This window comes from Paenibacillus amylolyticus, assembly GCF_001570725.1.
In the GTDB taxonomy this organism is placed as follows: Bacteria; Bacillota; Bacilli; order Paenibacillales; family Paenibacillaceae; genus Paenibacillus; species Paenibacillus amylolyticus_A.
Map to the genome: position 1 here is coordinate 1,698,784 of NZ_BCNV01000001.1, position 14,652 is coordinate 1,713,435.

Genomic DNA, 14,652 nt, shown 5'->3' on the forward strand with positions numbered 1-14,652 from the left:
GGTTGATACATCTTATAAAGTGCATTAAGGATTACAGATTACAGCTCATAGAGTTGCTCGTATTTATTAGTCAAATATCGGATCAATGGAGCGGTGTTAATTCCTTTCCCTGTGATGGACTTGATTAGCTCGTTCGCCGATCGTGATTTACCAAATTGATGAACATGAGTCGTTAGCCATTCGGTAATGGTCTCGACATTGTCTGATTCAATCAAATGATCATAATCGGGGAGGTCGCGGCGAATGGCTTCGTGTAACTGAGCTGCATACACAAAACCGAGCGTATAGGAAGGGAACAAACCAAAGCCTGCCGTCCAATGTCCATCCTGTAAAATCCCATCCAGATGAGTAGGGGGACGAATCCCCAGATATTCCTCATATTTATCATTCCATGCGTCAGGTAACCCTTCATAATCCACTTCTCCAGCGATAATGGCCTGTTCCAGCTCATACCGAATAATGAGATGCAGATTGTAGGTAAGCTCATCGGCTTCAAAGCGGTTAAACGTTGGTTTTACTGCATTTAATGCAAAATAAAAATCATCCAGATTCACATTGCTAAACGTTTCAGGTTTGATTTTTTGCAAGCTGAGATAGTTATTTTCCCAGAATCCTTCATGCCTGCCAATGAATTTCTCATAAAAGATCGATTGTGATTCATGAATGCCATATGAAGTGAAGATGCCCAGTCCGGTATGAATCAAATCGGGATTAATATTCTGCGTATAGAGCGAGTGTCCGCCTTCATGTAGTGCACTCCACAGGGAAACACGAACGTCATTCTCTACAAACTTGGCTGCGAGCCTTGCATCATATGGATTAATGGCAGAACTGAATGGATGGACAGTTGCACCGAATTGCCCGGCATCAAAATCGTACCGAATGGCATCTAACAGTTCAATGCCAAGCTGTCGTTGCTTTTCTAACGGGAAAGGATGGGTGAATATGGATGTATCCGGTTGCTTGGAGGAAGCCGCGACACGGCGGATCAGAGGTAAGAGGGCGGATTTCAGTTCACTGAAAATGCGGTTCAATGTGACGGTATCCAGATCGGGGTCGAATTGCTGCACGAGTGGATCGTATGCATGCTGCTCGTACCCCCAATAACCTGCAAACTTCAGGCTTGCATCAAAGATCTGCTTCAGCTGCGGCGCGAAAATGGAGAAGTCATTGGCAGCTCTGGCTTCGAGCCAAGCAGCGTTAGCAAGACCTTGTTGGTGTACAAAAGCCTGATATTCTTCTCTGGGAATCGCGCTCCAGCGTTGATATGTTTTCAGGTGCTCTGCAACGATTCTTCCGGTCAGTTCATCAACGTTCGCATTTCGTGTTTCTTCCTCCAGTCTCAAACCAAAATCCGGTTCCGTCTGTAAACGAAATAACTCTCCGGCTAATGTCGCTTTGGCACGGGCAGCGTATGAAGCGCCTTTTTTGGGTGCTCCTGTGCGGGCATCCCAGGCGAGCAGGGTTTGAATCTGCTTATAATGCTCTATTTTTTCGATGTGCTGCTTAAGCGCAGGGTCCAAACGTTCGAGTGTGGTCATGAATGATGACTCCTTCCAGATAAAGGATGAAATTTAAGTTGAATATTACCATCGGAATACTTGGATGTATATAGTTTTACGCTTTTTTCATAGTTTACAAAAAATGAATTAACACATTAATAATGCTTATTTTACAAAAACATGCCTTTCCCTTAGCCTGAAAATACCAATTTTCACTAATCCGACATGAACACTTGCATATCATTCGGGATCGTGAAATCGGATTTACCATTATGCATGAGAGCGAGAGGGGTTACATGATGAGAAATCGAACCAAACCTGCATTAATCATGATTCTGGCATTCCTGCTTCTGGCAGGTTGCGCATCGGGTGGACAAGATCAGAACACGCAAGCTTCATCATCATCAGGGGACAATCAATCCCAACAAACGGGTGCTGAAGTCAAGACTGGCGGGACGTTGAACGTTGGTTATCCAACACAACCGGTCACGCTGGATGCACACGTTTCTTCCAATACAGCGGTAAAGGATATTTCACGTGAGATCTATGAGCAACTGGTGACGTTGGATAAAGATGCACAGGTCATTCCACTGCTAGCTGAATCTTATGAGATCAGTGAAGACCAATTATCGTATACATTCCATCTGCGCCAAGGTGTGAAGTTTCATAATGGCAAGGAGCTACAGGCAGAGGATGTAGTGGCTTCCCTGAATCGCTGGATCAAGTTGTCCAGTCATGGGAAAGCGAATTTTGTAGGTGCAGAGGCGAAAGAAATCGATCCATCTACCGTTGTCCTGCAATTAAAGACACCATTTCTGTTAACTCTGCAACTCCTTGCTGATCCGATTCCGGCAGCAGCCATTTATCCGAAGGAAGTCGTGGATGAGGCAGATGACAAGGGCATCAAATCCTACATCGGAACAGGTCCGTTTCAGTTGGAGGAGTGGAAGCAGGATCAATATATTCATTTGAAAAAATATGAGGATTACTCTGCCCGTTCCGAGCCAAGTAATGGAGCTGGCGGCAAAAAGGAAGCGCTGGTTGATGACTTGTACTTCCGCTTTGTCACAGACGAGTCGACCCGATTGGCCGGAATTACGTCTGGGGAATATGACATTGCCTTAAATATCTCTGTGGATAATGAACAGCAAATTGCAGGCAACCCGGAGCTGCAAACGTTCCTCAGTCCAGGAGGAATGATTGGCTATTTCTACAATAGCAATGACGGCTTGTTCAAGAACGTCAAGCTTCGTCAGGCGGTTAATGCCATTCAGAATACGGATGACATTCTGACGTCCGCATTCCGTGATCCACAATTTTATGTGAAGACGTCCTCGCTGGTCCTTCCGGAATATCCGAACTGGTACTCGGAAGCGGGCAAGGAAGCGTACAGCCAGGCCAATGCGGACAAAGCAAAGCAATTGCTTCAGGAGGCCGGTTATAACGGCGAAGAGATTAAAATTTTCACGACGAGAGATTATGTGGACCAATATAACGTAGCCGTTGTTTTGCAGCAGGAGCTGGAGTCGATTGGGATCAAGGTCAAGCTGGATGTCTATGATTGGCCAACGTTGCAGGAGAAGCTCGGGACAGGTACAGGATGGGATATCTATCCAATGAGTTATGCATTCCGGCCTACGTTCTATCAATACTCGTTCTGGGGAGGCGGAGCGGGGCTGTTAAAAAGCGAGAAGCTCAACGAGCTGCTTCAGGGAATTCGCACGTCAGAATCGGTAGAAGCCGCAAGGCCGCTGATTGATGAATTGCAGCAATTTGTATGGACCGAAGTTCCATTCTCTCAGATCGGACATACGAAGCAGGTTACAGCGCTATCGAAAAATATCAGTGGATTCCAAAATATTTTGGGCCCTATATTCTGGAATACAACCAACAACAAGTAGCTGAAGCAAAGGGCAACGGATGAAAAGGCGTACCATCGCTTTTACAGGGATACGCCTTTCCGTGTGCCAACACGAGAGTGAGGTGCCCTCTTATGGGTGGATATATCGTTCGGCGGTTATTATCTTTGATTCCGGTTTTGTTCGTCGTCGCCATCGTTGTGTTCTCCATCATTCATGTCACACCGGGTGATCCGGCTGCCATTCTGCTGGGGGAAGAGGCAACAAAGGCCGACATTGATGAGTTAAGAAGCAAATTGGGGCTGGACAGACCCATCTATGAGCAATTTGGCATTTGGATGCTGGGGCTGTTGTCGGGGAATCTGGGGGAGTCGATCTTTCTGGACAAGCCTGTGACAGAAGCATTTTTTGAACGGTTGGCGCCAACATTATCCCTCGCCATCATTGCACAGGTAATCGGTGTTTTTCTTGCCTTGTTCCTTGGCATTACAGCGGTTAAGCGAAGAGGCACGATCGTGGATCAATCGGTGATGGGATTCTCCATGCTTGGTATATCAATTCCGAGTTTTCTGCTGGGATCACTGTTAGTCATGTTCTTTAGTGTAAAGCTGCGCTGGCTACCCGTTGCAGGATATCAGCCGATTAGCGAGGGACTGTGGCAGCATATCAAATACCTGCTGTTACCAGGCATCGTGCTCGGCATCATTCAGGCAGCGCTCATTACCCGAATGACAAGATCGTCCATTCTCGATGTGATGTCCGGCAATTTTATCAAGACCGCGAAAGCCAAGGGAGTCAAAGAAAAAACGATTGTGTATACGCATGCGTTACGTGTTGCGTTTATCCCGATTCTAACGGTGATTGGGGAATCATTCGGTGGGCTGGTTACAGGCGCTGCGGTCATTGAAACGTTATTCAATATTCCGGGCGTCGGGCAACTCATCGTGAACTCGATTAGTCGAAGAGATTATTCGGTTATTCAGGGTTCGGTGCTGCTGGTTACGGTGGCTTATGTGTTCGTGAATCTGATTGTTGACTTGTTGTACGGTTTGGTCGATCCACGGGTTCGATTAAGCAAGAAATAAACGGGAGGTGGACACCACTTGATAACCAATTCGGGAACGACCATCGCTCCGTCAGGACTTCACAAGAAGAGGAAAAGCAGACGTATCGCATTCAGACGTTTTATGAATAATCCCTTGTTAACTACAGGGGCGGGAATTTTGTTGGTTGTTGTTCTGCTAGTCATCGTTGGGCCCTTAATTACGCCGTACGGCCCGTTACAGATTGATCCGGTGAATCGCCTCAAAGGTCCGAACGGGCAGCATGTTTTTGGTACAGATAACTTTGGGCGTGACGTATTCACTCGGGCCGTATACGGGTTGCGTATTTCAGTTGTGGTTGGTTTCGCTGTTACGGCCGTGGCGTCATTGATCGGTATGATTGTGGGGCTGTTATCTGCAAGTTACTCGGTGCTGGACCACATATTTATGCGTATCTGTGATGGCTTGTTTGCTTTTCCATCCATTCTGCTCGCCATTTCCATTATGGCTGCCCTTGGTCCGAATCCGGGAAATGTCATTATTGCCCTGAGTATTATCTTCATTCCATCCATGGCACGAATCATTCGTTCCAAAGCGCTGGTGATTCGTGAGCTGACTTATATTGAAGCGTTGCATGCACAGGGAGCCAGCAGTTGGCGGATCATCTGGATTCATATGGCACCCAATACACTGTCCCCGCTTATTATCCAATCCAGTTTTATATTTGCCGTATCGATCCTGACGGAAGCTTCGTTAAGTTTCCTTGGTGCGGGTATTCCTTCACCGTCCCCAAGTCTTGGGAATATGCTCTTTGACGGGAAAACGGTGATCTATAACGCTTGGTGGATGACAGTCTTTCCTGGCATTTTCCTGGTACTCGTTGTGTTGGGGCTTAATCTGTTCGGTGATGGTCTAAGAGATCTGCTCGACCCGCATGCCAATAAGGTGAAAAGGGGGAGACGACGTGGGAAAACAACCGCTGCTTGAGGTGAAGGATCTGAAAGTATCCATTTCAACCGAAAAGGGAACGATTCACCCGGTGGAAGGTGTATCCTTCCACGTCCTTGCTGGTGAGACGCTCGGCATCGTAGGCGAGTCCGGTTGTGGAAAAAGCGTAACCGCCGAATCCATCCTCAGATTGTTTGATGAAGACTACGTGGATTACTCCGGTGAAGTCCTCTACGAGGGAACCGATCTTTTAAGCTTATCGAAAAGACAAATGGAACGCATTCGTGGCAATGAACTGTCCATGATCTTTCAAGACCCCATGTCTTCCCTGAATCCGGTACAGACCATCGGTAAACAAATTGCCGAGAGCTTGAAGCTGCATCAGGGCATGAATGGCAAGCAGGCACGCCTTGCTGCGGTAGACCTGCTCCGAATGACGGGAATTCCTTCACCAGAAAAGAGGGTAGATGAGCATCCACATGAAATCTCAGGTGGTATGCGACAACGGGTCATGATTGCCATGGCATTGGCCTGTAATCCCAAACTGCTGATCGCGGATGAACCAACGACTGCGCTGGACGTAACGATTCAGGCTCAGATTCTGGAACTGATCGAGAGTCTGCAATCGAAGACGGGACTGGGGGTTATCCTGATCACACATGATCTGGGTGTCGTCGCAGAGACGTGCACAAGGGTGGCTGTTATGTATCTAGGCCAAGTCGTGGAGGAGGCCAGTGTGGACGATTTATTCTTCGATCCGAAGCATCCCTATACATCAGGTTTAATGAAATCCATTCCACGAATAGATGGTGAACAGCACAGCAAGCTGCACGTCATTGAGGGAACGGTTCCAGCGCTACATCAGATTCCCGAGGGATGCAGGTTTGCTCCCAGATGCGCTTATGCAGATGAACAGTGCCTGCGAGCAGCACCTCCATTGAAGCAGGTGGATGAGAAACATTCGGTACGCTGCTGGTATCCCGGAATAGCAACGATTCAGGAGGAGACACATGAACTCGAAATCATTGGTTGAGTCGAAGCCGCTATTACAGGTGAGCAATCTGAACAAACATTTCCCAGTTCGATCTTCTTTTGGCCGAACCAAGGGACAAGTCAAGGCAGTCAATGGTGTGTCCTTCGACATCCATACCGGGCAAACCTTCGGTTTAGTAGGAGAGTCCGGTTGTGGAAAGAGTACACTTGGTCGCTCTATTCTTAGACTTGTTGAACCGACGTCCGGGGAAGCATTTTATGAGGGTACCGACATTCTCGGATTAAACAAAAAAGAATTGCGAAATTACAGGCAACATATGCAGATGGTTTTCCAGGACCCGTATACCTCGCTGGACCCTCGCAAACGTGTGGGATATTCAATTGAAGAACCGCTATTAATCCATAAGAAGGGCAATAAACGGGACAGAATGGAGACAGCCCTGTCATTGCTGCGCAAAGTCGGATTCAGTGAAGAGCATTATGAGCGCTTTCCTCATGAATTTTCCGGCGGTCAACGCCAGCGGTTGGGCATAGCCAAAGCGCTGGCCCTTGGGCCAAAGCTGATTATATGTGACGAACCGGTATCGGCGCTGGATGTATCGATCCAATCACAGGTCATCAATTTACTGGAAGAGGTTCAGGAGGAGCTGGGAATTTCCTATTTGTTTATTGCCCATGACCTTAGCGTGGTACGCCATATTGCCGATCGCATTGGCGTAATGTATTTGGGCGAAATGGTTGAGCAGGGACCCGCAGAAGCGTTGTTCGCCGATCCACTCCATCCGTATACCAAATCCCTGTTGTCAGCGGTACCCATTCCGAATCCGCGTGTGAAGCGGGAGAGAGTGGTATTAAGCGGGGAGATTCCCTCTCCACTTAATCCTCCCTCGGGCTGTGTTTTTCATACCCGTTGTCCTTATGTGATGGAGACATGCCGTCAGGTCGTTCCGCAGAAACGCTTCGTCACACCGGAGCGCGAAGTGCAATGTCATTTATATAACGAATAGTGGTCAATTCAGCATGGAAGAGGAGGAATGCAACGATGAGTTTTCGTATCACAGCCGAAAAGTGGAAGGACGAGGCGATTCGGCTCCGCCGCCATATTCACCAGAATCCGGAGCTTGGAAACCAGGAGTTTGAAACGGCTAAACTGGTTGCCCAATTTTTAACGGAGGCTGGCCTTGAAGTACAGACGGGTGTAGGTGGAACAGGGGTGGTTGGGCTTCTGAAAGGTGGACGTGATGGCAGAACGATTGGCATTCGCGCTGATATGGATGCCCTGCCTATTGAGGAGAAGACCGGATTGCCATATGCCAGCACTCGCGAAGGTGTGATGCACGCTTGCGGGCACGATGTGCATACAGCGATTCTACTCGGAACCGCGGCGGCATTAAGTGAGCACAGAGATGAGCTTCAGGGAACGGTGAAATTTATTTTCCAGCCTGCGGAGGAAGTACGGGGAGGAGCTACGGATCTGATTGAGGCAGGCGTATTGCAGAGCCCTGAGTTGGATGCGATTATTGCCCTGCATGTATGGCCGGATTTGCCCGCAGGCAAGATTGGATTACGGAAAGGAGCCATGCTGGCTGCGGCAGATGCTTTTGATATTCGGGTGACGGGAAAAGGGGGACATGCTGCGTATCCACACCGCACGGTTGACCCGGTTATTATTGCTGCCCAGATCATAACTGCGCTGCAAACGGTCGTATCCCGCAACCTGTCTCCACTGGATTCTTCCGTCATCTCGATCACGAAGCTGCAAAGCAATAGCAATGCCTATAACGTTATCGCAGGTGAAGTTCAACTCAGAGGTACGATCCGTACGCACAATCCGGAGACACGTGAAGCCGTGCCAGTATATATGAAGCGTCTCATCGAGACGATTGCGGAGGGTTTTGGTGGACAAGCGATATTTGACTATTACCGCGGCGGTTCTCCTGTTATTAATGATGATCACGTAGTCGACGTGATTGAACATGCAGCGGAGTCTGTGATTGGTAAGGATTCGGTCGTATATCTGAAGGAACCATCCATGGGTGCCGAAGATTTTGGCGCTTATCTTGAATATGTGCCTGGAGCCATATTCCGGCTCGGAACGGTGGCAGAGGGAGATGCCCGCTCGCAGCTTCCTCTTCACAGTGATTCGATTATCTTTGATGAGCAAGCCATTGTCACAGGCATATCGGTTCTTGGCGAAACGGCCATTCATTATTTGAACCAGAGCAGTGAAGATGAATCAAGGATTGCATTAGGCGTTGCGGCAGGCAAAGAGGAAAGGGCGAATGCAAATGGCTAAGTTACAGCAACAAACGGAATTGAATGTCGTTCTGCATGAAATCAATCGTGATCTGCTACTTGATTACAACAAAGAGATCGCTAAGGAGATTCGTTTGTCCGGATCAGAAGAAGAACTGCGGGCATTTCGTTATATTCAAGAACAATTGGAGAGCTTCGGACTGACGACGGAGCTTACGTTTAACGAGGCCTATATCAGTATCCCGCTCCGAGCAGAACTCCGGGTTGGTGATATCTCTTTCACGGCTATTACACATTCGATGTCGGCCCAGGCGGAACAATTGAACACGGAATTGAGATTCCTGGATCTGGAACAGGAAGACCAGAACTCCAGGGAAGGTCAGCGGATCAACAGCGCGGTGATCGTGCACGGACTGGCGAATTGGACAACCATTCACCGTTTGCAGCAGCAGGGTGCCAAGGCAATCATATTTATTAATAGTGGTGCGTATACGCATGAGATGATCGTTTCTTCCGTGTGGGGGAATCCGACACCAGAGGATGATGGTTATCCTGCCATTCCGGTGTTTTCGGTCAATAAGGCTGACGGGGAGCAGATTAAGTCGCTGATATCCACGCGTGATGGTGATTCGGTAGAGATTACGCTACATGCCGAGGTGAAAACGGGTTGGGTCAAGATCCCTACACTGATTGCAGAGATACAAGGCATGGTGGAGCCTGAGTCCTTTATACTTTTCAGCGGACATGTGGATTCCTGGCATTATGGTGCGATGGATAACGGCTCCGCTAATGCAGTCATGGTGGAAGTGGCACGAGTACTATCTCTGCACCGTCATTCTCTGCGGCGTTCTGTTCGGTTCGCTTTTTGGTCCGGGCATTCCCATGGCAGATATGCGGGTTCTGCGTTATACAGTGATCTTCATTGGGAGGATCTGCACGAGAATGGCGTGCTCCATATCAATATTGACTCTGTGGGCGCTAAGGGTGCCAGTAATCTGGCTGCGGCGAACACCATGGCAGAGACTAAGGGGTTATGTGAGCAGGCAATCAGGTTTGTAACGGATGAGGCTTTCCGCGGTTCGCCTTTTGGCAGGTCGGGGGATCAGTCCTTTTGGGGTGCCGGACTTCCGTCGGCTTTCATGGGGTTATCCTATCAGCCTGAAGGCTGGTTTGGCTGGTGGTGGCATACGACGGAGGATACGTTGGACAAAATTGACGGAGATGTTCTGGCACGGGATTGCAAAGTGTATGCAGCAGCAGTCTACCATGCCGCTTTTTCTCCGATCATTCCCATTGATCAGAGACCAGCTGTTCAGACGTTATCGGACAGAATCGGCTATTACGCCGGGCTTGCCGGGGAGCATATAGACTTTTCACATATAACAAGCAGGATACAACATCTTCAGGCTGTTACGGATCGTTTCTATGAACAAGTTGAACGTGGTTCCTTGCCGAATACGTCAGTTTCAGAGGTGAATCGAACGATATTGGCACTCAGCAGATGGCTTGTTCCCATCAACTACGTTCAAGGCTGCCGTTATGATCATGATCTTGCAGGCAGTCAAGTGCTGGTACCCGCTCTTGCGGAAGCCGAACAGTTGGCTGCGGCCACCGTGGACAGCGAATTCTTTTACAGGTTAAGAACATCACTTGTACGTCAGGTAAATCGTATCGGTCATGAGATTAAACAGGCGATTCTTCTTGTGACCGAGAGCGAGAGGCATGTCCATTCCAACTGAATTGCATAAAGGAGAGAACATCATGACTGAACGAAGATTTATTGGTAAAAAGGTAGTCATTACTGGGGCTGCAGGTGTATTTGGACGTTGGATTGCAAGAGCATATGCAGTCGAAGGGGCGAAACTTTATCTGTCCGATATTCGAGAAGACGCTTTAAGGGATGTAGCGGATGAACTGAAGCAGGAGGGTGTGGAGGTGCACTGGCATGTGACCAACCTTGTTGACGAACACTCCGTCAATGAATTGGTTCACGTGGTTGAACACCAATGGAATGCGCCAGATATTGTGATCAATAATGCAGGGATATACCCATATCGCACGCTGATGAACATGACGCTTCAGGATTGGAATGATACGATGGATCTGAATCTGGCAGCACCGTTTCTACTCACACAGCAGTTTGCCAATCAGATGATTGTAAGCGGGGTGGAAGGCTCCTTCATTAATATAAGTTCCGGAGCAGCTTCCACCGCCGGTGTTGGCATGGGGAATTATTCCGTTTCCAAAGTAGGGATTGAGATGCTCACCAAAACCTTCGCACTGGAATTGTCACCATATCGCATTCGGGTTAATGCCGTTGTACCGGGATATGCACCCGGCAGTGAGGTTAGTGTGATGACACAGGCACATACAGAACATATGATTAAAATTACACCGTTAGGTCGGACGTCAGGTCCCGACGATGCTCCTCAAGCTATTTTGTATCTAACCTCGGAACTGGCTTCATTTATAACGGGCAGCATACTGACGGTAGATGGCGGACGCACGGCAGGCAGACTGAAGTAGCGAATGAGTCCTATACTATGATTACAGCTGGCAAGTCATTTATGGCAATGCCAGCTTGGAAGGAAGCTCGAACTCTGGAACATACAGGTTACTTTGGAGTAGGGCGGCTCGAATATCCAGCATCAGCTTCTCGCTCGCAGTACCAAGTGGAGTATTTCGTTTACGTAAAACGCCCACGATGGGGCCAACCTTCAGATCGGCAATCGGTTGGATAACGGTTCCCGGAATAGCAGGAGAGATCGTAGCTATGGGAGCAATCGTTATGCCCAATTTGGCTTGTACATAATATTTGTGAGATCGGATATTACTTATTTCGATACCCTGATAATCACTGTCAATTTTCTCGGCCAACAGTTGTTCAATTCGAATTCGAATCGGGCAATTCGGAGGTGTGAACAGAAACGGTTGTCCTTTGAGATCCTGCAAATGTATTTCAGTAGCTTGAGCGAATGGATGCGTGTTGTACAACAATAAGGCCATGGGTTCAAAAAGAAGAGGCTGAAACTCGGTATCCAGACTGGTTTCTGGAGAAGGGCAGACGGCAAAGTCAAGCTGTTCATCCACGACCAGCTCATTTAGCAACTTGCTGTCCCCAATACGGATGCTGAGTCTGATCTTTGGATTTTTCTCCACAAATGAAGACAGAATCGCCGGAAGTCTGTGACTCGCTGTTGGCTCGGATACTCCGATTCGCACATAACCGGCTTGTCCTTGCTGGATGTCCGAGATCGTATTCGTTAAGTACTCATATTCTTTAAGAAGCTGATCGGCTCTGGCGTAAAAAATTTTCCCTGCTTCCGTCAATTTAATCTTTTTTCCTCTGTCAATTAATTTCACACCAAGATCACCTTCAAGCTTCTGAATGTGTTGTGTGATGGCGGGTTGTGAATACTGCAATGCTTCTGCGGCCTGCTGAAAGCTTCCAAGCTTTACAATGGTTTGAAAGGTCTTAATCATTCGCATCTCCATGGCAAACACCTTTCTATAAATATATGTTTTGAATAATGATTTACAATTTCTCGATTAGTATAGCATGATTAATACACACTATTCCAATTGGATTTAATTATTTTGATGATCTGACCATGCGCAGTCGCTTGGTTTATTTTCTTACTCCTGAAGTGTTAACGTTTACATTAAAATTTGAAATAAAAATGATTGACAGTACCTATTTGAGCGGGTTTAATTATATAGACCGATTGTTATAATTATTTGAAGGAAGTGGCTTTCGTTGAGTGAAAAGTCTAATGCTAGAGAGTCCATTGTCAGCACAGCAGCGAGACTGTTTTTTTCACAAGGATATCATGCGACCGGTCTGAATCAGATCATCAAGGAGAGTAGTACGCCGAAAGGGTCCTTATATCATTATTTCCCGCACGGCAAAGAAGAGCTCGCGCACGAGTGTATTCAAAAAGCCAATGAACATATCTTGCAGACATTTGAGCAAACCTTTGCAGCCCATGACAACACGGGGGACGCCATTCAGAGATTTATTCATGATCTGGCTCATGAAACAGAAGCAGCTGGTTTTACCGGATTTCTGCCATTCAGCTTCTGGGCAGCTGTGGAGACCTCATGTATTAGTCAGCAGTTGCGTGTTGCCTGTCAGGGGGTATTTGCAGATTGGCAGGATGTCATTAAGAAACATCTGATTCTGGATGGCATTGGTGAAGAGAAGGCGCGGGAGACAGCACTTCTGGTCATTTCCTTGATGGAAGGCGCATTGATAATCAGCCTGACGAATCAGGATAAACAGCCTCTGCTGACGGCTGCTGATTATTTGTCGGTTGTGGCGAAGAATGCCAGACAGATTCAATAAGTTATACCAAGAGACAGAGAAAAAGAAAGTTCGATACGTTTGAGGAGGATGGGATCGTGGAGGTTTCCATGAAGGCTGATTCTGCACAGAATCAAGAAGAAACAAAGCAATATAAGGTATTTCCGATTTTGTTCGCCATGCTGCTAAGCGGCTTTATTGGTCTGTTTGGAGAAACGGCATTAAACGTGGCTTTGACGCCACTTATGGGTCTGCTTGAAGTAGGTCCTACAACGATTCAATGGTTAACCACAGGTTATTTGCTTGTATTGGGAATCCTGGTACCGGTATCCGGTATGCTGTTGCAGTGGTTTACAACCAGACAATTGTTCACAACGTCCCTGATTTTCTCGATTGCAGGAACATTTGTTGCTGCACTTGCACCTAGTTTCGAAATTCTATTGGTGGCACGCGTACTGCAGGCGATAGGTACAGCACTATTGTTGCCACTGATGTTTAACACCATATTGGTTATTTTCCCGATTGAAAAACGTGGTGCTGCCATGGGATTGATCGGTTTGGTTATCATGTTTGCGCCAGCAAGTGGTCCGAGTATCTCCGGTCTGATCCTGGCTAACCTGAGCTGGCACTGGATCTTCTGGATCTCCTTGCCGTTCTTCATTATCTCACTGGTATGTGGCTTGTTGTTCTTGCCGAATATTTCGAAATTGACCAAGCCCAAAATTGATGTACTGTCCATTATCCTGTCCACACTCGGATTTGGTGGTATTGTATACGGGTTCAGTAGCGCAGGAGGACATGGGGAAACTGGCGGAGGCTGGACGAGCCCTGTCGTTGTTGCCACTCTCGTTATTGGTGTGTTGTCCTTACTGTTATTCAGTATCCGTCAATTGAGAATGAAGCAGCCGATGATGGATCTGCGTGCATTCCGATATCCAATGTTTACGGTTGGTCTGATCCTGATCTTCATCTGTATGATGATGATGCTGTCTTCGATGTTGATTCTGCCAATGTACTTGCAACAAGGTATGGCGGTTACAGCTTTGACAGCAGGCCTGGTTCTATTGCCAGGTAGCTTGCTGAATGGATTCTTGTCTCCGATTATGGGACGTCTGTTCGACAAGTTTGGTCCAAAATGGCTTGTTATTATTGGGATGGCTATCGTATCCGTTGTCTTGTTCTTGTACACGGGCATCGAAGCGACAACTTCCCTGGGCATGATCATTACGTTGCACGTGTTCATGATGATCGGTATTTCGATGATTATGATGCCTGCACAAACGAACGGTCTAAATCAATTACCACCTGAGTTCTATCCTCACGGAACTGCGATCATGAATACACTTCAACAGGTATCCGGAGCTATTGGTACAGCTGTTGCGGTAAGTATATTGAGTGCAGGACAGACTCGCTTCTTGAGCAATGTGACGGACCCGGAGAGCCCTGAGAATCAGTTGGCAGGTTTCACGTCAGGTGTACAAAACGCGTTTGTCTTTGCACTGGTTCTTGCCGTGATCGGACTGATCATTTCACTGTTTGTGAAACGGGTCAAAGTTGGAGCACAAGCTGGACAACAAGGCCCAATGCACTAATTATTATAAAAAACGCAATATCAAGAGCGATGCGTTCCTTAAACCAAGGACGCATCGCTTTTTTGTGTATTATTATTTATTTTTTTTATGTTGACGTGAAACGGGTTTCAGCCATTAGAGTAGGAATATAGCTGGAATACGGTGGTTCAACGAATG

12 protein-coding genes are annotated in these 14,652 nt (G+C 47.5%); 10 read left to right on the plus strand and 2 right to left on the minus strand.

Annotation, left to right across the window (positions count from 1 at the left end):
* Positions 1–38: 38 nt before the first annotated feature.
* Entirely contained in the window at positions 39–1,541 is a 1,503-nt protein-coding gene (locus PAHA3_RS07670) for a carboxypeptidase M32 (protein ID WP_062834194.1), read from the minus strand.
* Positions 1,542–1,798: 257 nt separating this feature from the next.
* On the opposite strand from PAHA3_RS07670, the gene PAHA3_RS07675 reads away from it, so the two are divergent.
* The 8 genes from PAHA3_RS07675 to PAHA3_RS07710 all read left to right on the plus strand — a co-directional run bounded on the left by PAHA3_RS07675 (position 1,799) and on the right by PAHA3_RS07710 (position 11,127).
* Positions 1,799–3,403, plus strand: coding sequence for an ABC transporter substrate-binding protein (locus tag PAHA3_RS07675; protein ID WP_082762741.1), 1,605 nt, complete (start codon positions 1,799–1,801; stop codon positions 3,401–3,403).
* 92 nt (positions 3,404–3,495) lie between these two features.
* Complete coding sequence (locus PAHA3_RS07680) at positions 3,496–4,446, plus strand: ABC transporter permease (RefSeq protein ID WP_062834196.1); 951 nt, start codon at positions 3,496–3,498, stop codon at positions 4,444–4,446.
* Positions 4,447–4,467: 21 nt separating this feature from the next.
* Positions 4,468–5,391 carry an ABC transporter permease gene (locus PAHA3_RS07685; RefSeq protein ID WP_235599477.1) on the plus strand — a complete coding sequence of 308 codons (924 nt, stop codon included), beginning with the start codon at positions 4,468–4,470 and terminating at the stop codon, positions 5,389–5,391.
* Entirely contained in the window at positions 5,369–6,385 is a 1,017-nt protein-coding gene (locus tag PAHA3_RS07690; RefSeq protein WP_062834197.1) for an ABC transporter ATP-binding protein, read from the plus strand. Before PAHA3_RS07685 ends, PAHA3_RS07690 begins: the two co-directional genes overlap by 23 nt.
* Entirely contained in the window at positions 6,363–7,352 is a 990-nt protein-coding gene (locus PAHA3_RS07695; protein WP_062834198.1) for an ABC transporter ATP-binding protein, read from the plus strand. Before PAHA3_RS07690 ends, PAHA3_RS07695 begins: the two co-directional genes overlap by 23 nt.
* A gap of 35 nt (positions 7,353–7,387) precedes the next feature.
* Positions 7,388–8,641 carry a M20 metallopeptidase family protein gene (locus PAHA3_RS07700; RefSeq protein WP_062834199.1) on the plus strand — a complete coding sequence of 418 codons (1,254 nt, stop codon included), beginning with the start codon at positions 7,388–7,390 and terminating at the stop codon, positions 8,639–8,641.
* On the plus strand, positions 8,628–10,340 hold the full coding sequence (locus tag PAHA3_RS07705; RefSeq protein WP_062834200.1) for a M28 family metallopeptidase: 1,713 nt from the start codon (positions 8,628–8,630) through the stop codon (positions 10,338–10,340). The genes PAHA3_RS07700 and PAHA3_RS07705 overlap by 14 nt, the downstream gene beginning before the upstream one ends.
* A 22-nt stretch (positions 10,341–10,362) precedes the next feature.
* A complete protein-coding gene (locus tag PAHA3_RS07710) occupies positions 10,363–11,127 on the plus strand; it encodes an SDR family NAD(P)-dependent oxidoreductase (RefSeq protein ID WP_062834201.1) in 765 nt (254 codons plus the stop codon).
* A 39-nt stretch (positions 11,128–11,166) separates the two neighbouring features.
* Here the strand turns inward: PAHA3_RS07710 and PAHA3_RS07715 are convergent, their stop codons facing one another.
* Positions 11,167–12,084 (minus strand): LysR family transcriptional regulator, encoded by a 918-nt coding sequence (locus tag PAHA3_RS07715; RefSeq protein WP_062834202.1) that lies wholly within the window; start codon positions 12,082–12,084, stop codon positions 11,167–11,169.
* A 274-nt stretch (positions 12,085–12,358) separates the two neighbouring features.
* Between PAHA3_RS07715 and PAHA3_RS07720 the strand changes: the two genes are divergently transcribed.
* Positions 12,359–12,946 carry a TetR/AcrR family transcriptional regulator gene (locus PAHA3_RS07720; protein WP_062834203.1) on the plus strand — a complete coding sequence of 196 codons (588 nt, stop codon included), beginning with the start codon at positions 12,359–12,361 and terminating at the stop codon, positions 12,944–12,946.
* Between the two features lie 68 nt (positions 12,947–13,014).
* Positions 13,015–14,496, plus strand: coding sequence for a DHA2 family efflux MFS transporter permease subunit (locus tag PAHA3_RS07725; protein WP_062836013.1), 1,482 nt, complete (start codon positions 13,015–13,017; stop codon positions 14,494–14,496).
* Positions 14,497–14,652 lie beyond the last annotated feature (156 nt).

Excerpts from the sequence above, each read along its gene's own strand:
- PAHA3_RS07670 (WP_062834194.1), bottom strand. The coding sequence starts at position 1,541 with ATGACCACACTCGAACGTTTGGACCCTGCGCTTAAGCAGCACATCGAA.
- PAHA3_RS07675 (WP_082762741.1), top strand. The coding sequence starts at position 1,799 with ATGATGAGAAATCGAACCAAACCTGCATTAATCATGATTCTGGCATTC.
- PAHA3_RS07680 (WP_062834196.1), top strand. The coding sequence starts at position 3,496 with ATGGGTGGATATATCGTTCGGCGGTTATTATCTTTGATTCCGGTTTTG.
- PAHA3_RS07695 (WP_062834198.1), top strand. The coding sequence starts at position 6,363 with ATGAACTCGAAATCATTGGTTGAGTCGAAGCCGCTATTACAGGTGAGC.
- PAHA3_RS07700 (WP_062834199.1), top strand. The coding sequence starts at position 7,388 with ATGAGTTTTCGTATCACAGCCGAAAAGTGGAAGGACGAGGCGATTCGG.
- PAHA3_RS07705 (WP_062834200.1), top strand. The coding sequence starts at position 8,628 with ATGCAAATGGCTAAGTTACAGCAACAAACGGAATTGAATGTCGTTCTG.
- PAHA3_RS07710 (WP_062834201.1), top strand. The coding sequence starts at position 10,363 with ATGACTGAACGAAGATTTATTGGTAAAAAGGTAGTCATTACTGGGGCT.
- PAHA3_RS07715 (WP_062834202.1), bottom strand. The coding sequence starts at position 12,084 with ATGATTAAGACCTTTCAAACCATTGTAAAGCTTGGAAGCTTTCAGCAG.
- PAHA3_RS07725 (WP_062836013.1), top strand. The coding sequence starts at position 13,015 with ATGAAGGCTGATTCTGCACAGAATCAAGAAGAAACAAAGCAATATAAG.